The sequence below is a fragment of the Desulfurispirillum alkaliphilum genome (genome assembly GCF_055378285.1).
In genome coordinates this window covers 2,352,485-2,376,501 of the sequence record NZ_AP042405.1, presented here as the reverse complement: position 1 = coordinate 2,376,501, position 24,017 = coordinate 2,352,485, and the positions used below count along the sequence as shown (strand labels likewise).

At 54.5% G+C, this 24,017-nt stretch carries 18 protein-coding genes; 11 read left to right on the top strand and 7 right to left on the bottom strand.

Going from position 1 to position 24,017, the window contains the following annotated elements; translation table 11 throughout:
- The first annotated feature begins 135 nt into the window (after positions 1-135).
- From ACZ46I_RS10700 to ACZ46I_RS10670, 7 genes are all read left to right on the top strand, one after another.
- On the top strand, positions 136-522 hold the full coding sequence (locus tag ACZ46I_RS10700; protein ID WP_013505858.1) for a response regulator: 387 nt from the start codon (positions 136-138) through the stop codon (positions 520-522).
- Positions 523-595: 73 nt separating this feature from the next.
- On the top strand, positions 596-2,674 hold the full coding sequence (locus ACZ46I_RS10695; RefSeq protein ID WP_464280770.1) for a methyl-accepting chemotaxis protein: 2,079 nt from the start codon (positions 596-598) through the stop codon (positions 2,672-2,674).
- 161 nt (positions 2,675-2,835) lie between these two features.
- The gene (locus ACZ46I_RS10690; protein ID WP_464280769.1) at positions 2,836-3,099 is read left to right on the top strand and encodes a hypothetical protein; all 264 of its coding nucleotides are present in this window, start codon (positions 2,836-2,838) and stop codon (positions 3,097-3,099) included.
- Complete coding sequence (locus ACZ46I_RS10685) at positions 3,096-5,480, top strand: chemotaxis protein CheA (RefSeq protein WP_464280768.1); 2,385 nt, start codon at positions 3,096-3,098, stop codon at positions 5,478-5,480. Before ACZ46I_RS10690 ends, ACZ46I_RS10685 begins: the two co-directional genes overlap by 4 nt.
- Before the next feature lie 37 nt (positions 5,481-5,517).
- Positions 5,518-6,405, top strand: coding sequence for a sensor histidine kinase (locus tag ACZ46I_RS10680; protein ID WP_464280767.1), 888 nt, complete (start codon positions 5,518-5,520; stop codon positions 6,403-6,405).
- Positions 6,402-6,893: a chemotaxis protein CheD gene (locus tag ACZ46I_RS10675; RefSeq protein WP_198007133.1), complete on the top strand. Its 492-nt coding sequence runs from the start codon at positions 6,402-6,404 to the stop codon at positions 6,891-6,893. Before ACZ46I_RS10680 ends, ACZ46I_RS10675 begins: the two co-directional genes overlap by 4 nt.
- A 2-nt stretch (positions 6,894-6,895) precedes the next feature.
- Positions 6,896-7,945 (top strand): protein-glutamate methylesterase/protein-glutamine glutaminase, encoded by a 1,050-nt coding sequence (locus ACZ46I_RS10670; protein ID WP_013505864.1) that lies wholly within the window; start codon positions 6,896-6,898, stop codon positions 7,943-7,945.
- Positions 7,946-8,169: 224 nt separating this feature from the next.
- Here ACZ46I_RS10670 and clpB read toward each other — a convergent pair whose 3' ends face one another.
- From clpB to tatA, 7 genes are all read right to left on the bottom strand, one after another.
- A complete protein-coding gene (clpB, locus tag ACZ46I_RS10665; RefSeq protein ID WP_464280766.1) occupies positions 8,170-10,758 on the bottom strand; it encodes an ATP-dependent chaperone ClpB in 2,589 nt (862 codons plus the stop codon).
- 194 nt (positions 10,759-10,952) lie between these two features.
- The gene (locus ACZ46I_RS10660) at positions 10,953-11,903 is read right to left on the bottom strand and encodes an alpha-E domain-containing protein (RefSeq protein WP_464280765.1); all 951 of its coding nucleotides are present in this window, start codon (positions 11,901-11,903) and stop codon (positions 10,953-10,955) included.
- Positions 11,904-11,907: 4 nt separating this feature from the next.
- The gene (locus ACZ46I_RS10655) at positions 11,908-13,347 is read right to left on the bottom strand and encodes a circularly permuted type 2 ATP-grasp protein (protein WP_226509022.1); all 1,440 of its coding nucleotides are present in this window, start codon (positions 13,345-13,347) and stop codon (positions 11,908-11,910) included.
- An 850-nt stretch (positions 13,348-14,197) separates the two neighbouring features.
- Positions 14,198-14,641 (bottom strand): dUTP diphosphatase, encoded by a 444-nt coding sequence (gene dut / locus ACZ46I_RS10650; protein WP_464280764.1) that lies wholly within the window; start codon positions 14,639-14,641, stop codon positions 14,198-14,200.
- 59 nt (positions 14,642-14,700) lie between these two features.
- Entirely contained in the window at positions 14,701-15,495 is a 795-nt protein-coding gene (gene tatC / locus ACZ46I_RS10645) for a twin-arginine translocase subunit TatC (RefSeq protein ID WP_464280763.1), read from the bottom strand.
- Positions 15,496-15,813 carry a twin-arginine translocase TatA/TatE family subunit gene (locus ACZ46I_RS10640; protein ID WP_013505871.1) on the bottom strand — a complete coding sequence of 106 codons (318 nt, stop codon included), beginning with the start codon at positions 15,811-15,813 and terminating at the stop codon, positions 15,496-15,498.
- On the bottom strand, positions 15,806-16,006 hold the full coding sequence (gene tatA, locus ACZ46I_RS10635; protein ID WP_013505872.1) for a twin-arginine translocase TatA/TatE family subunit: 201 nt from the start codon (positions 16,004-16,006) through the stop codon (positions 15,806-15,808). Before tatA ends, ACZ46I_RS10640 begins: the two co-directional genes overlap by 8 nt.
- Positions 16,007-16,700: 694 nt before the next feature.
- Here tatA and ACZ46I_RS10630 point away from each other — a divergent pair.
- From ACZ46I_RS10630 to sthA, 4 genes are all read left to right on the top strand, one after another.
- Positions 16,701-17,948: an EAL and HDOD domain-containing protein gene (locus ACZ46I_RS10630; RefSeq protein WP_464280762.1), complete on the top strand. Its 1,248-nt coding sequence runs from the start codon at positions 16,701-16,703 to the stop codon at positions 17,946-17,948.
- Between the two features lie 114 nt (positions 17,949-18,062).
- The gene (locus ACZ46I_RS10625; RefSeq protein ID WP_013505874.1) at positions 18,063-19,679 is read left to right on the top strand and encodes a thiolase family protein; all 1,617 of its coding nucleotides are present in this window, start codon (positions 18,063-18,065) and stop codon (positions 19,677-19,679) included.
- A 60-nt stretch (positions 19,680-19,739) separates the two neighbouring features.
- Entirely contained in the window at positions 19,740-22,469 is a 2,730-nt protein-coding gene (locus ACZ46I_RS10620) for a cation-transporting P-type ATPase (protein ID WP_226509023.1), read from the top strand.
- A 104-nt stretch (positions 22,470-22,573) separates the two neighbouring features.
- Positions 22,574-23,980, top strand: coding sequence for a Si-specific NAD(P)(+) transhydrogenase (gene sthA, locus ACZ46I_RS10615; protein WP_464280761.1), 1,407 nt, complete (start codon positions 22,574-22,576; stop codon positions 23,978-23,980).
- Positions 23,981-24,017 lie beyond the last annotated feature (37 nt).

The following is a 24,017-nucleotide window of genomic DNA, read 5'->3' as shown; positions in this document are numbered from 1 at the left end:
CAAGTTCTAAGTAAATGAATTCCTATTATGTCATAAGACAATTATTTTGCCAGCGCTATCTAAAATTCAGATGCAAGGGTAACACTTTGATGTTATAACGCCATTAAGTAACGATTTATTCTGATAGGGGAATATATGGCGAAAAAAGTAATTCTGGTGGATGACTCGCGGACGATCCTGGCCTCAGCTGAATTGGCGCTGGAAGAGCTTGTGCAGTCAGGGCAGGTGCATTTTTTTACGTACAGTAATCCTCAGCAGTTCCTGGATGAAGCACTTGGCGGTAGTATAGACTATGACCTTTTGATATCTGACATCAATATGCCCCAGGTCAGTGGCCTTGAGGTGTCTGCGAAATTAAAACAGGACCCGCGCTTCAAGAGTAAACCCATTCTCATTCTCACCACAGAGAGTTCAGCCGAGATGAAGGAAAAAGGCAAAGCCATCGGGGTAACCGGCTGGATGGTAAAGCCGTTCAGTGACCAGAAACTGGTCAAATCAATAAAAATGGTTCTGGGCATTTAAATGGTGAAAGTAACGAAGAGGTGAATGGGGCACCATCTCACCTTGACACGATCCAATTTTAAGGAGAATCGACATGAGATCTTCCACTATGACATTAAAAAAACAACTGATAGCCGTACTGCTCATCGTCGGCTTGCTGCCCTTTATGATAATGGGAACCCTTTCCTATTTTTCTGCAGCAAATGCTCTGGATCGTGAAGCTTCCGCTAAGCTGGAGGCTATTCGGGACCTTGTGCGGGGGGAGCTCTCCCTGTACCTTGACAGTACCGCTGAAGGCATTGGCGTTTTTGCCCGCAGCTCTGATGTGGCTGAAATGTTCCGCGAGCTGGTGCGCCTGCACAACGAACACAATGTCGGAGCGGAAGATCCATTCTTTATTACTGACTATCCCGATGTGCGGGAAGTTTACCAGCGCTTTGAGCCCCTCTACCGTGGTGCCGCTGAAGCCTTCGAACTGAATGATATCTATATGGTCTGCCGTCTCCACGGCCATGTCATGTACTCTCTGGCGAAACGTGATGATCTTGGACAGAACGTGGGCAGTGGTCCCCTGCGTAACAGTGGCCTGGCAGAAGCCTGGCGTCGGGTGGTCTCTACCCAGCAGGTGGCTTTTGTCGACATGGCTCCCTATGGTCCCGCTGGTAACCGCCCCACCATGTTCATGGGTATCCCTATCATGGCAGGCAACACCATGCTGGGTGTCATGGTGCTGGACATCAGTATCGCGACTGTCAACAACATTATGCAGAATCGTACCGGACTGGGTGAAACCGGTGAAAGCTATCTCGTCGGCCCCGATAACCTTATGCGCAGTGACAGTTTCCTGGAGCCCAATACCCACTCTGTCGCCAACTCATTTCGCAACCCCAGTCAGGGAGCGGTGCGTACGGAAATGGCCCAGGCTGCCCTTCGCGGAGAAAATGGCGTGCGTGTCGGTACAGACTATCTGGGGCATCAAGTGCTTTCTGCCTACGGCCCTGTAGAAGTGTATGGCGTTCGCTGGGCTATCCTGACGGAGATGTTCCAGGATGAAGTGTTGGAACCCGTATATCAGCTGCGTAATGTCTCCCTTATGCTTGGTGCCATCATTCTGGCAGTTGTCGGCGCCATCGCCTTTCTGATGGCTTATATACTGGCCAAGCCCATAATCGCCGCGATCCGCAATATATCAGAAGCAAACTCACAGGTGGTAAGCGCCTCTGACCAGATTGCGTCGTCGTCGAGTTCACTTGCAGAAGGCGCCTCTGAGCAGGCCAACAGTGTAGAGGAAGTGACGGCGACCGTTGAGGAAGCGACATCGATTAACAATCAGAATGCGGAGAACACGCGTCAGGCAGACATTCTTGCCGGTCAGGCGACGCAGGCCGCCAATGAGGGCTATGAGAAGGTCCAGCAGCTGATGAGCTCCATGGAGGAAGTGACCGCGTCCTCGGAGCGCATATCGCAGATCATCAAGACCATCGACGAAATCGCCTTCCAGACGAACCTTCTCGCGCTGAACGCGGCCGTTGAAGCGGCGCGCGCCGGCGAGCACGGACTTGGTTTTGCAGTGGTGGCGGAGGAAGTGAAGAGCCTTGCGCAGCGCAGTGCCAATGCGGCGCGTGAGACCGCCGACATCATCCAGCGCACCATCAGTCAGATTCGTCAGGGCAACAGCGTGGCCGAAGAGACCAACAGCGCCTTTGATGAAATCCGTCAGCAGATCAAGAAGACCTCGGACCTGATCGGCGAGATCACCGTTTCGGTGAAAGAGCAGTCCGAAGGCATGAACCAGATCTCGACAGCCATGAGCCAGATAGATAAAGTGACCCAGCAGAACGCCGCCAACTCTGAAGAAGCCGCTGCCGCGGCTGAAGAGCTGAACGCTCAGGCCGTGGCCATGCTCAACAGCGTCTCCACCGTGGCGAACTTCGTAGGTTTTCGCATGGAGAGCGAAAGCGGCAGCCGTGTGAGTGCTCCGCTTCCGCCCGCCGGTGGTCGTGTGCGCGTCAGCGCCCCGGGCAGCCCGGCGAAGCCCTCAGGCTCCAAGCAGCTTGCCCCGGCCTTCCATGATCCCCGTGGCAGCAGCGGCAGTGGCAGGGGCAGCAAGAAAGCGCGCAACGAGAACGACGATATCTTTCCCCTGGATGAAGACGACCTGAAGGAATTCTAAGCAGGCCGCTGAAGATCGCTCGGGCATAAAGAAAAGCCAGAAAAAAAGCCATTTCTCTCGCAAAGACGCGAAGGACGCCAAGGGAAGAAAAAACTGAGCATACAGGCGCAAACAGTTTGGTGTATTTCGTGGTTTGCTTCTCTTCTCCAGAAAGGACAGCGATGTTTGAAATAGACGGCGAAACCCTGAATATCAGCCTTGGCATGGACGCCGAGGACGTGGAGCAGCTTCGGCAGTTTCTGCTGAGCCGCATCGAGTACATCGAGCACATCGGCATCCAGGACGCCCGTGAAAGCCTTGGCAGCTCCAGCCTTCTGCAGCTGCTCGGGGCGATCCGCCGCAGCCATCGTGACATCGTGATCGACCTCTTTGACATGCCCCTTGAGCATCCCGAGCTTGGTCGTCAGTACTGGAGCGTGCCATGAGCCGCGAGCGCCTGCGCCAGATTTTCATAGAGGAAGCCAGCGAAATCATCGAAAAGCTCGACAGCGATGTGATGGACCTTGAGAGCGACCCGGGCAACAGCGACACCCTGAACGAACTCTTCCGTGGCGTGCACACCCTGAAGGGCAGCGCCAACTCCATCGGTTTCACCCGTCTTGGCACCTTTGTGCACAGCTTTGAAGACGCGCTTGACTACTACCGCGCGGGCCAGGGCACCGTGAACACCGCCGTGATCGACACCTTCCTTGACGCGGTGGACGTGATCAAGGACGTCTTTGACGACGAAGTGCAGGAACGCTCAGAACTGACCCATCCTGCCCGCTATGAACAGAGCCTTGAGCACATCCGCCAGCTGCTGGTGCGCGTCAGCCCCGCCGAGGAAACCGGGAGTGCCACCGCAGAAGACACCAGCGACCAACGACCCAGTCAGACCGCCTACCGCGAAGTGCTGCGTGACCTTGCCGAAGAGTTTGCCAGCGTGCCCGAAGCCCCTGACGACAGCACCGACAGTGCCAGCGCCGTTGGAGGGCGCGCGCCGTCAGATCCCGGCAGCCGTGAGGGCGCAGACCACATTGACCTTGGTGAACTGCAGAGCCGCAAAGGCCCCGGCGAGCACCTGTATCACATCCAGCTGACCCTTGACAGCGACATCTACATCCGCGGCTACGACCACGCCATCTTCCTGCGCCTGCTGCGCGAACAGGGCAGCATCCTGAGTGTCCGCTGGGACCTCAGCCGGGTGAGCCACCTGAGCGACATCGACCCGCTGCGCTGCGACATTGGCATCGTGGACATCTATATGGCCAGCGACCATCCCCAGGGGGAAATCGAAGAGATCTTCGAATTCCTTGACGACTTTGAATACCGCGTTCGCGTCGTAGACGACGAAACGAGCGAGCCGGCATCCATAGCCCAGAGCGACAGCGCACCCGCGCCGACTCCGGCACCTTCACCGGCAGCTCCTGTTACCGCTGCAGCTACAAGCCCTGATGAGGGGCACCGTGAACCGCCAGCACCGGACACTGCCGCCAGCGCGCCTCCCACCGCCCCGGCAGAGGCATCCACAGAGCTCCCCACAGAGCCACCCACCGCCCCGGAGAGTGCAGACGCCATTGCCGCAGCACCCACTGCTCTTGCCGCAGAGTCCGAGGTCGAAGCGGACCGTGCCGCAGAGCGCAGCGCCCCCGCCAATCGCGGTCGCGACGAGAAACGCTCCTTCGTGCGCATCGACACGAAGAAACTGGACGAACTCTTCGACTCCGTCGGCGAACTGGTGATCGCCCAGAGCTTCCTGACCCAGAACCCCACCATTCAGGACATCGCCGACGAACACGTGAAGAAGACCCTGGACGTGCTGTCGAAGATCACGCGCCTGATCCAGAACCGGGTCATGTCCCTGCGCATGGTCCCCATCCGGGATACCTTCGAGAAGATGCGCCGGGTGGTGCGCGACGCCTCGCGCAAAATCGACAAGGACATCGTGCTGCACATCAGCGGCGAAGACACGGAAATCGACAAGAACATGGTTGACGCCCTTGGCGACCCGCTGATCCACCTGATCCGCAATGCCATCGACCACGGCATCGAATCCGACCCCGCCGAACGCACCCTCCATGGCAAGCCGATCCAGGGGAATATCTTCCTGCGGGCCTTCCACAAAGGCGGCTCCATCGTGATCGAAATCAGTGACGACGGCCGTGGGATCAACCGTGAGAAAGTACTGCACAAAGCCATCAGGCAGGGCCTGGTGAGCGCCGAAGAGGAACTCAGCGACACCCAGGTGTACAGCCTGATCATGCAGGCAGGCTTCTCCACCGCCGAAGCCATCAGCGACCTCTCTGGCCGTGGTGTTGGCCTTGATGTGGTGCGCAGTTCCGTAGAACAGCTGCGCGGGAAAGTGGAAATCCAGTCCATGGCCCAGCAGGGCACGACCTTCAGCCTGCAGCTTCCGCTGACGCTGGCGATTATCGATGGCATGCTGGTGCGCTGCGCGCACGAAACCTTTATCATCCCGACGCTGTCGATTCTGGAGTCCTTCCAGCCCAGCAATGACAGCGTGTTCACCTACCAAGGCAAGGGCGAGTTTGTGAAGCTGCGCGAAGAAATCCTGCCCATCGTTCGCCTTGATGAAGTGCTGAATATCAGGGCTGCAAAACGCCTGAAAGCCGCAGAGGCCACGCTGGTGCACGTAGAGAACGACAACGGCCACTTCGCGCTGCTGGTTGACGAACTGATCAGCCGTCAGCAGGTGGTGATCAAGCCCATCGGTGAAGGGAGCATCCGGGTGCCCCAGGTCTCCGGTGCGGCAGTGATGGGCAATGGAATGGTCTCCCTTATCCTCAATGTGGAAGGACTCTACTGAAAAACTGATGGAATCACGATATACGAGGAGGTGATGGGTGATTGACATAACGAAAGTGGAAGATGGCGATTTTCTCGGGGAAATTCAGCGACGTTTTCGCGAGAAGAATGCTTCCATTGAAGAGATGCAGCGCATGACGCAGAACCTTCTGGATCTCAATGACAAGGCGCGTCAGGCTGAGGCGGTGAAAAGTGAATTTCTTTCACTGATAAAAAATGAATTCAACAACCCCATCTCATCGCTTCTCAGTTTTTCCCAGGCCCTTGCCAGTGGTCGCCATACAGAAAAAATCGCCGATATCGCCCGCATGACTCATCAGGAACTGCAGCGCATTGATTTTCATATGAAGAATATATTCGCGGCGGCGGAGATTGAATCCGGTCAGATACAGAATACCTTTGAAGACGTTTATCTGGATGAACTTGTCAATGAGGTTCGCTCCAGTCTGCGCTATATCATTGCGGATAAACATCTGGACATTCAGCTGTTTAACGAGCTGTCCGGCGCGGTACAGTCCGATAGTGCCAAACTCTTTACGATTCTGCTGAATCTGCTTTCCAACGCCTGCGAATACTCCCATGTCCATGGCAGAATTGTCGTGTGGGCCGGGGTTGATGATGGAAGTATCGTCATCTTTGTGAAGGATTTTGGCGAAGGGATACCCACTCAATATCACGGCAAGATTTTTAACCGTTTCACCCAGTTTCATTCCGGCAAGAATCGACCGCATACTGGACTGGGTCTGGGGCTGAGCGTGGTGAAAGGGCTTGTGGAGTCTTTAGATGGATCCATAGAAAGTTATTCCTCCAGTGAGCAGACCGTTTTTACGGTGCGACTGCCTGCTCAACCTGTTCGTTTTGACGATTTTGCCGATGGGGACTCCTTTGACGGGGAGTTTGATGACGAAGATATGGTGGAAATGTGAGCAGCACGATGAACGGAGTGTATCAGAAACGCTATATCAAAGTCGGTGAGATATTTGTCGGGGTCAAACCCACGGAAATCGTCACAGTGCTTGGCTCGTGTGTGGCGGTGTGTCTTCATGACCCCTATGAAGGAATATCTTCCCTGAATCACTACCTGATGCCCCTGTGGAATGGAACGGAGCTTCAGAGTCCAAAATATGGCAATATTTCCATTCCTCGCCTGATTGAGTCCATGGAAAATGTCGGCTGCAATATCCGCAACCTGCAGGCCAAGGTTTTTGGTGGTGCCAATCTCAATACGACTACTAATGAACAGCTCATGATAGGCAAACGCAATGTGATTGTTGCCAAGGAGATTCTCCAGGAGTATCGCATTCCCATCGTCGCCCAGGATCTCGAAGGTGCACGGGGCCGTCGCATTCTGGTCCAGAGTGATACGGGGAAGGTCTTTCTCAAATATACCAAGAATCCCAATGAAGGAGTCTAGCGATGCCCATCCGCGTCCTGATTGTTGACGACAGTGCTACAGCACGCGCGGTCCTGCGGGAAATACTGGAAGCTGATCGCGATATTGAGGTGGTGGGTGTCGCTCCAGATGCCTATGTTGCCAGGGATAAGATAATTCAGCTGCGACCTGACGTCATTTGTCTTGATGTTGAGATGCCACGCATGGATGGGATTTCGTTCCTGCGTAAACTCATGAAGTTCATGCCGACACCGGTGGTAATGGTGTCATCGCTGACCCAGGAGGGCGCACGTACGACACTGGATGCCCTGGAGGCGGGTGCCGTTGACTATGTACCAAAGCCCCACTCCAATATTTATGATGGTGCTGACGAGATCCGCGCTGAACTGATCGAAAAGGTGAAGTCAGCAGCCAGAGCCAATGTGAAGGCTCAGCACGAAAAAGCCTTAACCCGACCGGTCCCGAAGCTTTCTTCCATGGCCCTTTCGGAGACGACCCAGAAAGTCATTGCCATGGGCGCTTCCACGGGTGGAACCGAAGCGCTGAAGCAGGTTCTGTCTGCACTGCCCATAGATTGCCCAGGGATTGTGATTGTGCAGCACATGCCCAAGGACTTTACGAAGCTCTTTGCCGAGCGTTTGAATACAGTATGCGGCATTGAGGTGCGGGAAGCCAAAAATGGAGATCAGGTGGGTCGCGGGCTTGCCCTGTTGTGTCCAGGCGACTTCCATATGGTGCTGCGTCGCAGTGGGGCCTTTTATTACGTGGAAATCGGCTCCGGTCACAAGGTATCCGGACATCGTCCCAGTGTTGATGTGCTGTTTAACTCGGTGGCCAAGACGGCTGGTCGCAACGCGGTGGGTGTCATCATGACCGGCATGGGTGGCGATGGTGCCAAGGGTATTCTGCATATGCGCGAAGAGGGTGCGCGTACCATTGCCCAGGATGAGAAGAGTTGTGTGGTCTTCGGCATGCCCAAGGTTGCCATCGACAAAGGGGGTATCGATGTGGTCACGCCCCTGTCCGATATTCCATCCGAAGTGCTGAAGGCTGTGGAGCATATTTCGAAATAAATAAAAGAAAACCACGAAATACGAAAAAGGCCGATGAAACCGAGAATGAACGCAAATAAACATGCGTAAAACAAATGTGAGCGCCAACACTCCTCGCAGACCACGCTCGCTTTTCTTCCTGGCGAGAGGGTCTGCCGCTCGCCATCCAGGCTCGCTTTCGGAGTGCTGGCGCTCACCGCTAAAAACTTCTCCCTTGGTATCTCTGTGTCAGTCTCTCTCTTCTTTTACCTGAAGATCAGCTGATCCCCTTCCACATCCACATGCACCTCCTGCTCTTCGCGGATTTCTCCAGCGATGATTTTACGTGCCAGGGGCGTTTCCAGGTTGCGCTGGAGATAGCGTTTGACTGGACGCGCTCCGTACTGGGGTTCGTAGGATTTCCGGGCGAAGAACTCCAGGGCGCTCTCGGTGAGCTCAACATGGATAAACTGCTCAGCCAGGCGCCTGTTCAGTCGAATGACCTGCAGCTTCACAATCTGTTTCACCTGATCCACACTGAGGGGCTCAAAGATAATGGTCTCGTCCACCCGGTTGAGAAACTCCGGACGGAAGTGATGACGCAACTCGCGGGTTACCTGCTGGCGGACATCCTCGGTGATGCCGCTGCCGCTTATGGCCGCGTCCAGTAACAGATGGCTGCCTATGTTGGAGGTCATGATAATGACCGTGTTGCGGAAATTGACAGTGCGTCCATGGCTGTCAGTGAGTCTGCCGTCATCCAGGAGCTGCAGCAGCAGGTTAAATACGTCAGCATGAGCCTTTTCAATTTCATCGAAGAGCAGGACACTGTAAGGCTTGCGCCGTACGGCCTCCGTCAGCTGGCCACCTTCATCATAGCCAACATATCCCGGAGGGGCCCCGATCAGGCGGGAAACCGCATGTTTTTCCATGTACTCGGACATGTCGATGCGGATCATGTTTTCCTCGCTGTCAAAAAGGGCCTCAGCCAGGCTGCGGGCCAGTTCCGTCTTGCCGACTCCTGTAGGGCCGAGGAAGATAAAGGAGCCAAGGGGGCGATCTGGGTCCTGGATGCCACCTCTGGCGCGAATCACCGCGTCCACGACGGAGTCAACCGCCTCATCCTGCCCGATGACCCGTTGGTGCAGGGTTTCTCCCAGGCGAAGAACCTTCTCCTTCTCGCCTTCAACCAGCTTGGTGACGGGAATACCGGTCCAGCGGGCCACAATGGCCGCTATTTCGCTTTCCGTCACTTCCTCTTTCAACAGCGAGTCTCCACGATCACGGGTTTTCTGGTACTCTTCAGCCTCCTGGAGCTTCTTTTCCAGTTCCGTGAGTCTGCCATACTTCAGTTCGGCAACCTTTTCCAGGTTATACTCCCGCTGGAAGCGCTCAATTTCGTGCCGTGTGCGCTCGATTTCTTCCTTGATATGCTGTAGTCCACCGATGGCCTGCTTTTCCATTTCCCAGCGGGTTTTCATGGCATTGTAGGATTCCCGCACATCCGCCAACTCTTGACTGAGCTTTTCAAGGCGCTCCTGTGAGGCACGATCTTTCTCCCGTTTCAGTGCTTCCTGTTCAATTTCCAGCTGCATGATCCGGCGGTAGAGGGTATCCATTTCTGCCGGCGAAGAATCAATCTCAGTGCGCACCATGGCGGCGGCTTCGTCCACCAGATCGATGGCTTTGTCAGGCAGGAATCGGTCGGTAATATAGCGATCAGAGAGTGTTGCGGCTGCCACAATGGCGTGGTCGTGTATGGTCACCCCATGGTGAATTTCAAATTTCTCCTTGAGCCCACGCAGGATGGAGATGGTGTCCTCCACCGTGGGTTCCTGTACCTGAATAGGCTGAAAGCGGCGCTCCAGGGCGGGGTCCTTTTCTATATGCTTGCGGTATTCGTCAAGGGTAGTGGCGCCAATGCAGCGCAGCTCTCCTCTGGCCAGCATTGGCTTCAGGAGATTGCCGGCATCCATGGCGCCTTCGCTCTTGCCGGCACCGACGATGGTATGCAGCTCGTCTATGAAGAGAATAATGCGCCCGCTGCTCTCACTGACTTCCTTCAGTACTGCTTTCAGGCGCTCTTCAAACTCGCCACGGTATTTGGCTCCGGCGATCAGGGCTCCCATATCCAGGGAGAAAATCATCTTCTCTTTGAGCCCTTCGGGGACATCACTGTTGACGATACGGTGAGCGAGCCCTTCGACAATGGCGGTTTTGCCCACGCCTGGCTCGCCGATAAGCACTGGGTTGTTTTTGGTGCGTCGCGAAAGAATGCGCACGGCACGCCGAATCTCTTCGTCTCGACCAATGACCGGATCAAGTTTGCCATCACGGGCAGCACGCACCAGGTCTCGTCCGTATTTTTCCAGGGCGTTGAAAGTTCCTTCAGGGTCCTGAGTATCCACATGCTGTTTGCCGCGTAGTGCGCTGATAGCCTCGGTTACCTTCTTCTGCTCCAGCTGAAAACGGCGCAGAATTTCATCAACTGCGCTGCCGCCATGCTGTATCAGGCTGAGAAAAAGATGTTCAACACTGATAAAGCTGTCGCTGTATTCCTTCTGGATTTTTTCCGCAAAGGCGAGGAGTCTGGCCAGCTCCTGGGAGAGGTAAACCTGGGCTCCCGAACCGGAGACCTGAGGGAGCCTGTTCAGTTGCTGTTCAATGTCAGTGTTCAGTGCGTTGATGTTGACGCCCAGTTTGCTGATCAGTGCGGGTATGGTACCACCGCTTTGCTGTGTCAGCGCCGCCAGCAGGTGCAGGGGGAGAATCTGTTGGTGAGAAGCGGTGAGTGCGCGGTTGTGAGCGTCCTGAATGGCTTCAGCAGCTTTATGGGTAAACTTGTTCAGGTCCATGGGATCCTCCTTGGTGTTTGTTGTTAATGATGTCTTTTGCGGTGGAGTTTTCAAGCTCGGGAGAAACGCAAACTCCATGCCATGTGACAAACTGCTTTCAGAACGGTATGTTGCTGTTCTGGGACGAAAAAAAGCCACGCTGTGTGGCGTGGCGAAGTGGTGCATTGCGACGAAAACCTGCTGCGTTGGGTGATTCAGTGCTCAAAATAGGTCTGTTCGAGTTTTGTGCCCAGGGCCTGGGTCTTGTCAAGCATCTCGAAGAGGAAATCATACAGGTGCATTTGCTGCATATCTTCAATATTGAGGTAGCGGGCATATGAGGCCAGTCTACCGGCGTCAAACTCTACGGTTCCGCGTCGAGGCGAGTTGGTGCCTGCCAGCTGGAACAGGTGGTGTCGCAGCTGCAGGAGGTTGAAGCACAGTGAGCGGGGAAACTCCTGGTGGAGGATCATGATGTCCAGGACATTGTCCATATCCAGCATCCACTTGTAGGTGCGACGACTCAGGTCAAGGGCGCTGTTACTCTGCAGGAGGTTGCGCAGCATAAGCCGTTCGATGACTTCACCCATTCCCGCTTCGCGGATTTTCCGGATATCTTCCAGCTTGGTCATGAACATCCGGCAGATCTGGGTGGTACGCTCCAGGTGTATGCCAATTTTGAGAAAGCTCCAGGTAATGCCGTGGGGTAATGAGTTGTCGATGAAGCCATGCAGCAAAGAGCAGTATTCGATGACATGTTTGGTGAGTTCGTGAATCCCTTTTATCTGAAAATTTTCGGGAGAGTAGTCCTTGACGGAGTGGTAGAACTTGTTGAGGTTCTCCCACAACTCGATGGAGACGGATTCGCGGATGCCACGGGCGTTTTCACGGGCGAAGGCAACCGCGGAAAACATCGACATGGGGTTGCTCTGATCCAGGGCGGCAAAGTAGAAGAGTTTCTTTTCGGAAAGGGTGCTATAGCGCTGGAAATATTCCTCTTCACAATCATACATGGAGAGGATCGATTCCATGACCATCTGCTTGCGACCGGGAATGGGGATATCCATGGTGGTGTAGTACTGCACATCAGCATAACGGGCCATATTTTCCGTGCGCTCGATATAGCGTCCGATCCAGAAAAGGCTTTCGGCAATTCGTGAGAGCATGTTGCTATTCCTCCATCACCCAGGTGTCCTTGGAACCGCCACCCTGGGAAGAATTGACAATGAGGCTGTCTTTTTTCAGGGCCACCCGAGTGAGGCCACCCTTGAGGATGTACTCGCGTTCTCTGCCGATGAGGGTAAAGGTGCGCAGGTCGATATGGCGTGGTTCAAAAGACTTATCGTCAATAAATGTGGGGTGCACGGAGAGGCTCATGACCGGTTGCGCGATATAATTGCGGGGATTTGCGAGGATGTTCTCCCGGCACTGGGCCAGTTCCTTGCGGGTGGCTTTGGGGCCGATGACAATACCATAGCCTCCTGACTCCCCCACGGGCTTTGTGACCAGATCCTTGAGATTCTCCAGCACATATCGGCAATCATCGTCATGGGCGCAGATATAGGTGGGTACATTATTCAGTATGGGTTCCTCACCGAGGTAATAGCGGATGATATGGGGGAGATAGGCGTAGATGGCTTTGTCGTCGGCAATTCCGGTGCCTGGAGCGTTGATGATGGTGACATTGCCCTGACGGTATGCCTCCATGATGCCGGGAACCCCAAGGAGTGAGTCGGGGCGGTAGACCAGAGGGTCTAGGAACTCTTCATCGATGCGCCGGTAAATGACATCCACTCTGGCTGGGCCATAGATGGTCTTCATATAGACGAAGTTGTTGTCCACAAAGAGGTCACGGCCTTCCACCAGCTCTATGCCCATCATATAGGCGAGAAAAGTGTGTTCATAATAGGCGGAATTATACATGCCTGGTGTCAGGAGTACGCAGTTGGGTTCGTCGACGCCATCGGGTGCCACTGACTCCATGGTCGCCAGCAGTTCTTCTGTGTAGGATTCAATGGAAATGACCGAATCCTGAAAGAGAACATTGGCAAAACTGCGTTTCACGGCAGTACGATTGGCGTAGACATAGCTGACACCGGAAGGGCAACGAACATTGTCCTCAAGGACATAATACTCGCCATCACAGTGACGTATCAGGTCAGTGCCGGAGATGTGGCAGTAGACACCGGAGCGCGGTATGAATCCCTCCATATGTCTGTTGTAGCTCTTGCATTTCAGCAGAAGATCAGCCGGGATTATTTTGTCGCGTATGATTTTCTTGTCATTGTAGATGTCCTGAAGAAAGGTATTGATGGCATGGGTGCGCTGGAGCAGACCCTGTTCAAGAGTCGACCACTCCTGACCCGTGATGATGCGGGGGAAGAGGTCAAAGGGGAAGATCTTCTCTGTTCCAGCAGACTCAGAGTATACGTTAAAGGTTATTCCCTGATTGAAGAAGGAAATTTTAGCGTATTCATTGAGATAGAGCAGCTCTTCCATGGAGAGGGCTTCAAACTGATTGACGATATTGCGGTACGCTTCGCGGACCCGCTTGTCGTGAAAGGCCTCGTCATAGCGCTCGGCAGATACCTGGTAATGTTGAAACAACATAAAGTACCCCTTTCCGCTTGTTCACATCAGGTAGGACACAGTTTTCAGGATATCAATTTTCTGGTACATGGGAAATGAAAAAGAATCATTACTCTACAGACTGAAGTTTCGCACCCCCGAAGCGGCAGGTTGTCGGCGCCGACCCACATGTCATGCTGAAATGGAGGAAATGGTTCTGCACAGACTGCGTCGCTTGACATTGCCCTCACCCTGTTCATGAGTCTCTTTTGCCACTTTTGGGTCGCCAAAAGTGGCTGGGAAGCGACCCTCAGTGCTGTCCTTTTCAGCCGTCCGCTTGCCTGGAACTGGGGACCGCAAACAACCGCCCTCCGTGGCTTTTCAGCAGCCTGACAGTCGGCGCGCCCTGGCTGGGAAAGAACACGGGGGAGAGACAGGAGCAGGCCGTTCCCCCCCCTGAGCCCGTCCGGTGAGTGCGACGCCTGGCTGGCAAGACCCGAACGGGACACTCACAGGAAGTGAGTGGTCCGGCAGCACTGCAGGGAGGCAGTGGTCAGGCAACGCAAAGAGGCCCAGGTGCAAGGCGCGGGCAAAGCGAGAAAGGAGGCGTACTCCCTGTACGTCGCAGTGACGAGCGATGCCCGGCAACGCAGCAGATGGGCCTCTTTGAGCAGCCTGCTGCCGGATCTCCAGGACAGGCGAGCAGGCGATCCGGAAAAACGGGCGTTCGGGGGGCGCGTTTTTGTGTCCTTTTTGCGCGGTCAAAAAGGACAATATCCGGAAACAAACATTCAAAATCAATGCAGTTGCCGCGCGATAAATGTCATGATAATAGTGTCTTAACCCAGGACAACAAGTGTGAAATTTGAGGTGTTACCGTAAAGAGCGCGCATCAAGAGGTAGTGTCACGGAGCCCGGTGCTGCCGAATCCCCCGCTGGCGCGCGCCGTATCACTCAGGTTCCCGACGTCAGTGAGTGTGACTCGTGTTACGGGCGCAAATACCATCTGGGCAATGCGATCGCCGCGCTTCACGGCGTAGGGTTCTCTGCCAAGGTTCAGAAGGATGACTTTGATTTCGCCGCGGTAATCACAGTCGATGGTGCCTGGACTGTTGGGCAGGGTAATGGCGTGCCTGAGGGCTAATCCACTGCGCGGTCGAATCTGGGCTTCGTAGCCACTGGGTATTTCCATGGCAAATCCCGTCGCGACCACGTGGGGCTCATGGGGAATGAGCAGGGCGTCTTCAGCGGCATACAGGTCAAGTCCACTGGCGCCTTCGCTCTGATAGGTGGGCATTTTATAGAGGTGCGCAAGGGCATGGAAGGCAACGTGCATGGGGTTCTCCCACAAAGGAATCAGGCCGCAGATTCAGGCTGCGGCCTGTGAATGAACACTCAGGAGGCGGGAGACTCATCTTCCAGGGTGAAGTCTTCCGGTTTTTTGCCGAAAAGCCTGACGATAATGATACTGCCCTCGTAGAGCAGAATCATAGGTCCGGCCATCATGACCTGGGTGACAATATCCGGTGGCGTGAGTATGGCTGCGCCAGCGAAAATGACAAGAATGGCGATCTTGCGGCCTTTGCGCATGGCAGCGGCGCTGACCAGCCCCAGGCGGCCCAGTACAAAGACGATGACCGGCAGTTCAAAGGCAATGCCGAACGCCATGATCAGCTTTACCACAAAGGTCAGATACCATCCCAGCGAAAGGCTGGCAATAACACTGCCTTCGGCATAGTTCAGGAAAAACTGAAAGCCCAGTGGAAAGACAATATAGTAGGCAAAGCTGGCACCGACGAAGAAGAAGATGGTCGCAAAGACTACCAGGGGAATGGTGGCTTTGCGCTCACGGGGATACAGGCCAGGTGCGATAAACTTCCATGCCTGAAAGAGGATGTAAGGCATGGCAACACAGACAGCAACCAGCAGTGACGCCTTCAGCTCGGTGAAAAAGCCTTCCGGCAGACGCAGCAGGGCGAAAGGGGTAGCTCCTGGTGGGAAGGCTGCCAGTACCGGTTGTTGCAGGAAGAGCATGATCTCTTTACTGAAAAAATATACGACGGCAAAGCACACGCCAATGGCTATGAATGAGCGAACAAGCCTGGTACGCAATTCTTCCAGGTGAGCCGTCAGGGGCATCACCTGGTCATCGTTGAGCTGCTCTGCCGCGTCATCGCGGTTCGGGGCCATTTATGAGTTCTCTTTCTTCGAATCGTTTTCCTGAGGTGCAGCAGAAGGGTTCTCTGCCGTTTGTGTGGGCGCGGCGGACTCATCGGCTTTCTTGACGTCAATCACTCGATTGTTGCCTGACTGAGCGTTTTCACGCTGGTTTGATGTCGGGCCGGTTTCGTGAATGTTGACGGTGTCGCGCAGGTCATTCATGGCTCGTTTGAATTCACCGAAACCCTTTCCAAGACTTTTGGCGACATCGGGAAGTTTTTTGGGGCCGATGATCAGCAGAGCGACCACCATAATAACCAGCAGCTCCGGTAATCCGATGTTAAACATCTTTCTTCTCTTCTTCTTTACCCGGTGACTCGGTCTTGTTTTCTATGGCCTTGTCTTCTTCCTTGACGGAGTCTTTGAAATTCTTAATACCTTTTCCAAGGCCTGCACCGATCTGTGGGAGCTTACCTGCGCCAAATATCACAAGGATGATGACCAGAATAATAGCAAGTTCCCAAACACCCAAACCAAACATATTTCCTCCAGTTGCCCCGCTGTTTGCTGGGGCAGACTCTTTAAACTCTCCAATTTGTACTGTATTCCCCTCAGCTTTTCAATAGGGAAAAACCCTGGTTTGACGCAAGCTTTGCGCAGCGTATGATGGAAGTTCAGCGCCCTGCTGGCATAGGTTAAGGTTTTTCGGCATAAGTGTTTATCGCATGGGAAAGTGTGGCTTGCATACGCGATGCATCTGATTTTACGACTATGTTTCTCAACTTTCGCACCTTGCTGTCTTGAGTTAACGTATTATTATACTGGCATGTATCTCGTGGAAACTGTATTGATTTTGAATGCTTGACTTATCTGGTATTCCACTTTTTCGCCTCTGGATATTGTCCTTTATGACCGCGCAGAAAGGACTCAAAAATGCGCCCCCCCGAACGCCCGTTTTTCCGGATCGTTGGCTCACCTGTTCAGGATAGCCGACAGAAGTCCCCTCTCCAAAAAAGAAGCTCATGAACCGCGTTGCGAGGTTAGTGGATGGAAGAAAAGGGTGGTGTTGAGGGCCGCCTCCTCATTTCAGCAGGGTATCAGGATGATCGTCGATAATTTGCCGTTCTGGGGGACAGAACCTGAGGTACAACGGAGTGCCGCACGGACGGCGGCATTTCATTGACAAACTTTGGTACTGCCGTATATTACCTGGCAGATAACAAGGAGTTGCTATCATGGATGATGTGTTCATCGCCCGTCAGCCCATATTGGACGATCGACAACAGGTCTGCGCGTACGAATTCCTCTTCCGGCAGGGGGGCAGCGCGAACCATGCCGAAGTCATTGACGTGAATCATGTCAGCGCGCGCATGATTACCAATATTTTCGGCAATTTTGGTGCGGAAAATCTTACTTCCGGCGGCACCGGCTTTATCAATGTGGATCGCAATCTGCTTATGGGCGAGGCGGTGGAGATCATACCGCGCGAAAACTTTGTGCTGGAGATTCTGGAATCCTGTCGGGTCGACCAGTTCCTCATCCGTCGCGTCGATGAGCTGCGGGAGAAGGGCTACCGCTTTGCCCTTGATGATTTTGAGTTCACTGCTGAATATGTCGAGAAGTTTACCCCTTTGTTGAAAAAAGTCGAGTATATCAAAATAGAAGTTCCCAGCATCAATCGTGAGCGGTTTCCGAAACAGATTGAGCTTCTGAAACGCTTTTCCGTGAAACTGCTGGCCGAGAAAGTGGAAACCCGCGAAGAGTATGAATACTGCAGGGACCTGGGTATCAACTACTTTCAGGGGTACTATTTCGCGAAACCGCAGATCATGCAGCAAAAATCCATAGAACCCTCGAAACTTTCCATTATGAATCTGGTAACTCTCATCCGCAGCGATGCCGAGAACATCAAGATAGTCGAGGCGTTCCGCCAAAGTCCTCAGCTTACCTTTTTGCTGCTGCGCTTCATCAATTCAGGTGCCATGTTTCTGCGCAACCGCATCGAGTCAGTGCAACAGGCTATTGTCATGATCGGCATGCGTCAGCTGCTGAACTGGCTTATGCTTCTCGTATACGCCAACCCCAGTAAGGAGCATCTCGGGGTTTATGACGCCGTTTTTCAGACCGCCCTCTTCCGGGCCAAACTCATGGAAAATCTCTTTGTCGCCATTGAAAAGAATGCTGTTTCCAGGCGCTCTGACACCGCGTTCTTTGTGGGGGTTCTCTCGCTTGTGGACGTGGTGTTTCATTCCCTGAAGGAGGACATTCTGACCCGTCTGAATGTCCCACAGGATATCTATGAGGCCGTCGTCAACTATGATGGTCTGCTGGGGAAACTGCTCTGGCTGGTCATGGCTTCCGAACAGGACGATTACACCCTGGTGCAGGGTGCTCTGCAGGAGATGAATGTGAGCGTGGAACACTATAACCAGGCGAAGCTTTCAGCCTATCAGTGGATTACTGACTTTATTTCCGGTATCTGATCCTTTGTCCGTTTGATCTCGTTGTGATATTTCTGTGAATTCCACGGTGAGAACGTGCTCCGGAGAATCACTTATGGTATGCTCCTGTGCCATGCAGATTGATGAGGAGCGCCTATGAGTATATTCCGCCCCCAATCCGTTTATATTGCCGATTCCTTTATGATCCCCGTGGGCAAATACGATGGCCGCCATCGGGAAAAGAAAACGTTCTTCGAGCTTGTCAAGATGCTCGATTCCTTTCTCGACAATGGCCCTGTACCCCGCTCTTCCATCGACGCTGTAATCGTCGGCAGCCAGAATCCCTTTGCCTTCAGCCAAGTCGATAACGTGGCGGCGAAAATAGCCGGGATTCTGCGCATCAGTGGTGCCAAATCCATTCTCATCGATACCGCTTCGTCATCGGGAGCCAGTGCTTTTGAAGAAGCCTATCTGGAGGTCGCTTCGGGACGGCACGAGAATGTTCTGGCTATTGGCATCCAGAAGATGAGCGATACCTCCACGGAAAAAGCCACCAATATCATCGCTGGAGTCATTGATCGTGAAGAGGCTGAGTTCGGTCTGACCATGCCAGCCTGTGGCGCCCTGGTTGCCAAGGCGCTGATGGCGCGCTTCAATCTCAGCCAGGAACAGTGGAGCCAGTACTCCGCTCGCCTGACCCAGCGGGCTCACTTCTATTCAGCGCGCAATCCCAACGCCCACTTTGACTTTGAATTACCCGTCGAAAAATATTTCGAAGAAATCCGCAACGGGAAAAACAGCCTGTACTTCGATCCCATGCGTTACCACGATTTCTGTCCCATGTCCGATGGACTGGCAGCCTGCCTGCTGACCAGCACTCCCCGGGAAGTCATGGTCGCCGGCGTTGGTTCCGGAACCGATATTCCCACTATCGCCGATCGCGAAACCTTCACCACCTTCCCCGCCACCATAATCGCCCTGCGCTACGCCCTGGCCATGGCTGGCCTGACAACACTCCAGGAACTGGAAAACCGCGTTCACATCAATATGCACGATCCATTCAACGGGTTCGGGCCAGTTAATCTGGCTGATTTTGGCATCCTTGACCGCGATGATATGCTGGAATCCTACCTTGATGACCGCATTACCGGTGAGAATGGTCGCTTTCCCACTAACCTGACAGGTGGGCTGAAGGGGCGTGGCCACCCCCTGGGAGCCACGGGCATGGTACAGGTGGTGGAAAATCATCAGATGATCCGCGACGGTCAGTTTGAAGCGGGGCTGAGCCACTCCATCGGTGGCCCCATTAACAACAACGTGGTTATCCTGCTGGAGCGTACTTCCCATAACCATCAACGGCAGCCGATTCCCTATAAACCGGTGCGCGAGGAGTTTCCAGTGCTCTCGGCCATGAAACCAGAACAGGTAACCCTTGAAGCCCTTTTCAGTGGTAAAAAGGAAGTGATGGCACGGCTTCTGAGCAGCACCACACGCTATAACTTTCGCGGCGAAACCCCCATGAACTCACTGCTGCTTTTCCGAGCCCGGGTGGATAAGAAGGAGTACCGCTTTCTGATTGCCGTCGACCCTGCTGCTCTGGCCTCCATTGCGCCACTGGAAGTGGGCGAGAAAATTCTGCTGCAGCGGGATGCCGATCAGGTGACGATCAACGATATTCCGGTTCGCCGCTTCTATCGCAAAACCCTTGCCGGCATCATGGAACTGGCAGACACTGCCATGAAACACTGGAAAAATACCAGGAAGATGGATTGACATACCAATACCCCCGACAGCAACACACAGAACACCCTGATGCATGACGAAGGAGGTCCAATGTCCGGTCGCACGTCTGACACCATGAACTGGCACGCACTTGAAGCCGATGTGGCTATGGAACAACTGAAGAGCCGTCCGGAAGGCCTGACCCCCGAGGAAGTTCAGGAGCGTCTGAAGGAATATGGCCCCAACAGTCTGCCAGCGCCCCTGAAAAAAAGCGCGCTCATGCGTTTCCTTTCGCAGCTGCACAATGTGCTCATCTACCTGCTGCTGGTGGCCGCTGTGGTTACCGCCTTCCTGGGAGAGTGGGTGGATACCGGAGTCATCCTGGGCGTGGTGATTATCAATACCTTTATCGGATTTATTCAGGAAGGCAAAGCCGAAAAGGCCCTTGACGCCATCCGCAATATGCTCTCGCCCCAGGCGCTGGTTCTGCGTGATGGCAAGCAGCTCCAGGTTGCCGCGGATACCCTGGTGCCCGGCGATGTGGTGATCCTGCAGTCCGGCGATAAGGTACCCGCTGATGTGCGTATCTTCCGTGCGCGTGATCTGCGTATCGACGAGGCAATGCTCACGGGCGAATCCGTACCAGCGGAAAAATACACCACCGCGGTTCCGGAAGATGCGCCTATAGGTGATCGCAAAGGCATGGCCTACTCGGGAACCCTGGTCACCTATGGGCAGGCCCGTGGCGTGGTCAGCGGCACGGGTGTGGCGACGGAGATCGGTCGCATCAATGCCATGCTCACGGAAGTCGAGGCCATTACAACTCCACTGCTCAGGAAAATGGATCACTTCGGTCGCATTCTCACCATGGCCATTCTTCTTCTGGCGGCTTTTTCCTTCACCATTGGGCTGCTTTTTCAGGGGTACAATCTGGTGGAAAACCTTCTGGCCGCCGTAAGCCTTGCCGTTGCCGCCATACCTGAAGGTCTGCCGGCCATTATGACCATCACCCTTGCCCTGGGCGTACAGCGTATGGCCAGGCGCAATTCCATTATCCGTCAGCTGCCGGCAGTGGAAACCCTCGGCTCAGTAACGGTGATCTGCTCCGATAAAACCGGCACCCTGACCCGCAATGAGATGACCGTAACCACCATAGCAACGGCTGATGGCCTGATTGAAGTGGACGGAGTCGGCTACCAGCCTGTAGGGAATTTTCACCGCAACGGTGAGCGCATAGAAGCCGATACCGACACGCTGCTGCGTCATCTGTGCCGTGTGGGCCTGCTGTGTAATGACTCGGTGCTTTCCCAGTCGGAAAATGAGTGGACCATTCAGGGTGACCCAACCGAAGGAGCCCTGATTACCCTTGCCCTGAAAGCGGGCATGGACCGCAGGCAGGAGCAGGGAAAATACCCACGCGACGACTCCATTCCCTTTGAGTCAGATCACCGCTTCATGGCGACTTTGCACCACGACCACAATGGCAAGGGTTTCGCTTTTGTCAAGGGGGCTCCCGAAAGACTGCTGGAGATGTGTGAACAGCAGCGTACTCAGGATGGCAGCAATGTCTCGCTGGAGAAAGCATACTGGCAGGAGTGCATCCAGCAGATAGCCAGCCAGGGGCAGCGTACTTTGGCACTGGCCTGCAAGCCCATGCCGGCGCAGCAGACGGAACTGTCCTTTGACGACGTGCAAAGCGGGCTGGTTCTGCTGGGTATGGTGGGCATTATCGATCCACCGCGCACGGAGGCCATTGAGGGCATACGCCAGTGCCTGAGTGCGGGAATACGTGTCAAAATGATCACTGGAGATCACGCGCTTACCGCGCGCGCTATCGGCAAGGAACTTGGTATTGGCGATGGTACCACGGCCCTGACGGGCAGTGAGCTGGAAACCATGGATGATGAGGAGCTGATGCGCCGAATTGACGAGGTTGATATTTTCGCCCGCTCCAGTCCTGAACACAAGCTGCGCCTGGTAAAGGCCCTGCAGAGTCAGGGGAATATTGTCGCCATGACCGGTGACGGAGTGAACGATGCTCCCGCCCTGAAACGGGCTGATGTTGGTGTGGCCATGGGCATCAAGGGAACCGAGGTCTCCAAGGAAGCTTCCAAGATGGTGCTGGCCGATGACAACTTTGCCTCCATCGTGGCAGCGGTCAAGGAGGGCCGTACCATTTACGATAATCTCAAGAAGGCGATTCTCTTTATCCTGCCTACCAACGGTGGTCAGGCCGGTGCCATTCTGGTTGCCATTCTGCTGGGCATGGCGGCCATGCCCATCACGCCGGTACAGATACTCTGGGTCAATATGGTCACGGCGGTGACCCTGGCTCTGGTACTGGCCTTTGACCCCTCAGAACGCAATGTCATGAATCGTCCACCCCGTGACCCTGGAGAACCCATACTGTCGCCCTTCCTGATCTGGCGTATCGCCTTTGTCTCCATGATTCTGGTCATTGGCAGTCTGAGCATGTTTCAGTGGGGGCTCGACAATAAACACATGAGCCTGGAGAGTGCCCGCAGCGCTGCCATCAACGGACTCGTGGTGGGGCAGATCTTCTACCTCTTCAGTGTGCGCCGTATTATTGATACCAGCTTCAGCCCGCTGGCGTTTACCGGGAATATTTACGCCTGGATAGCCATTGGTGTGGTCATTGTCCTGCAGGGGCTTTTCACGTATTTTCCACCCATGCAGCAGCTCTTCGGAACCGGTCCGCTGGACCTCACAGCCTGGCTGCGCATTATCTGGATCGGCGTCGCTATCTTTCTTGTGGTTGAAGTGGAGAAATTTGTCTGGCGACGACGCCTGTGTCGGGGTGATCAGTGCGAGCAGCCGTGATCCAGTGTCAGTATGGGGCGTCAGCGGGGAATTGTGGCAGTTTCAGCGTACAGCCGGAAACTGTGGTATAGTGGCAAAAAAAGTCAGAGAGAGCAGGTGAGCAGATGGCATATCAATATGATCTTATTGTCATTGGCAGCGGCCCGGCAGGCCTGAACGCTGCCCTGGAGGCGGTAAAACTGGGAAAAAAAATCCTGGTGGTCGAAGAGATGGGTTTTGAAGGGGGCAACTATCTGCATAATGGCACCATCCCCAGTAAGACCCTGCGTGAAGCCGTTCTGAAGCTTACGGGCAAGGGAAGTATCCTGACATCCACCCTGTCCGTTCAGGAACAGTGTGCCCAGGAGCCGAGCCTTGATCACTGCCAGCAGGTCTCCTTTGAAGATCTTGAACGTGAAGTATCCTCGGTGATCAGGTTTGGCCTGACCAATATCACGCGCCAGCTCAGCGCCCTGGGTGTGGAAGTGCTGACGGGGAGCGCGCGGTTTATCAATGCCCATACCCTTGAGGTCCGTGGCCCACAGCAGCGCAGTGCCGTAACAGGAGATACGATTCTCATCGCCACAGGCAGTCGACCACGTACGCCCCAGGATATTCCCATAGATAACGAGGTCATCTTCGAAAGTACGGGCCTGCTGCGGGCGGGGCGTATTCCAAAAACCATGATTGTCATCGGTGGTGGGGTAATCGGTACCGAGTATGCTACCATTTTCGCGGCTCTCGGTACCAAAGTCCTGTTGCTGGATCGCAATCAGAGGCCCCTGCAGTTCCTGGATGAAGAGATCGGGGAGACACTGACCTCTATCATGGGGGAAAACGGAGTCGGCTTCGCCCATGCCGAGCAGATTGTAAGCGTCCGGCGCGATGGCGATACAGGTATTGTGCAGACGGAACATCAGACCTATCAGGCTGATCTTGTGCTCTATGCCCTGGGGCGGGTAGCCAACACGGAGTCCCTGAAGCTGGAAAACGCCGGCATAGCCTTGAACGATCGCGGGTATATCCCAGTCAACGACCTTTATCAAACCGAGGTTCGCCATATATTTGCCACTGGTGACGTGATCGGCTGGCCGAGTCTTGCCAGCACCAGTGCCCTGCAGGGCCAGATGGCGGTTCGCTTCGCCTTCCGCACCCCCACAACACCGTTCCCGACGGTCTTTCCCTACGGAGTCTATACCATTCCCGAGATCAGCATGGTTGGCATGACCACTCAGGAGTGTGTTGCCAGGGGATTTCAATACAACTGTGGTCGTGTGCGCTTCAGCGATCTCCCACGGGGGATAATTTCCAGCGATATCCAGGGCATGCTGAAGATCCTCTTCCACCAGGACACTGGCGAGATCCTCGGCGTACACGTCATTGGCACCGCGGCGACGGAAATCATCCATACCGGGTATATGGCCATACTCGCCAATAAAAAAATTGACCATTTCCCGGCGATGGTGTTCAATACGCCTACTTTCAGCGAAGCTTACCGCATCGCCGCTATCGATGGATGCGCGAAGCGCTGAACACAGCTTTGCTCAGTGGCTGCAGCCATCCCTGGGA

What these genes read in the sequence shown, in the direction of transcription:
- tatA (WP_013505872.1), bottom strand. Translation starts at nt 16,006, where the DNA reads ATGTTTGGTTTGGGTGTTTGGGAACTTGCTATTATTCTGGTCATCATC.
- ACZ46I_RS10620 (WP_226509023.1), top strand. Translation starts at nt 19,740, where the DNA reads ATGTCCGGTCGCACGTCTGACACCATGAACTGGCACGCACTTGAAGCC.
- dut (WP_464280764.1), bottom strand. Translation starts at nt 14,641, where the DNA reads ATGCACGTTGCCTTCCATGCCCTTGCGCACCTCTATAAAATGCCCACC.
- ACZ46I_RS10660 (WP_464280765.1), bottom strand. Translation starts at nt 11,903, where the DNA reads ATGCTCTCACGAATTGCCGAAAGCCTTTTCTGGATCGGACGCTATATC.
- ACZ46I_RS10640 (WP_013505871.1), bottom strand. Translation starts at nt 15,813, where the DNA reads ATGTTTAACATCGGATTACCGGAGCTGCTGGTTATTATGGTGGTCGCT.
- ACZ46I_RS10670 (WP_013505864.1), top strand. Translation starts at nt 6,896, where the DNA reads ATGCCCATCCGCGTCCTGATTGTTGACGACAGTGCTACAGCACGCGCG.
- tatC (WP_464280763.1), bottom strand. Translation starts at nt 15,495, where the DNA reads ATGGCCCCGAACCGCGATGACGCGGCAGAGCAGCTCAACGATGACCAG.
- sthA (WP_464280761.1), top strand. Translation starts at nt 22,574, where the DNA reads ATGGCATATCAATATGATCTTATTGTCATTGGCAGCGGCCCGGCAGGC.
- ACZ46I_RS10700 (WP_013505858.1), top strand. Translation starts at nt 136, where the DNA reads ATGGCGAAAAAAGTAATTCTGGTGGATGACTCGCGGACGATCCTGGCC.
- ACZ46I_RS10695 (WP_464280770.1), top strand. Translation starts at nt 596, where the DNA reads ATGAGATCTTCCACTATGACATTAAAAAAACAACTGATAGCCGTACTG.
- ACZ46I_RS10625 (WP_013505874.1), top strand. Translation starts at nt 18,063, where the DNA reads ATGAGTATATTCCGCCCCCAATCCGTTTATATTGCCGATTCCTTTATG.
- ACZ46I_RS10630 (WP_464280762.1), top strand. Translation starts at nt 16,701, where the DNA reads ATGGATGATGTGTTCATCGCCCGTCAGCCCATATTGGACGATCGACAA.
- ACZ46I_RS10685 (WP_464280768.1), top strand. Translation starts at nt 3,096, where the DNA reads ATGAGCCGCGAGCGCCTGCGCCAGATTTTCATAGAGGAAGCCAGCGAA.
- clpB (WP_464280766.1), bottom strand. Translation starts at nt 10,758, where the DNA reads ATGGACCTGAACAAGTTTACCCATAAAGCTGCTGAAGCCATTCAGGAC.
- ACZ46I_RS10690 (WP_464280769.1), top strand. Translation starts at nt 2,836, where the DNA reads ATGTTTGAAATAGACGGCGAAACCCTGAATATCAGCCTTGGCATGGAC.
- ACZ46I_RS10655 (WP_226509022.1), bottom strand. Translation starts at nt 13,347, where the DNA reads ATGTTGTTTCAACATTACCAGGTATCTGCCGAGCGCTATGACGAGGCC.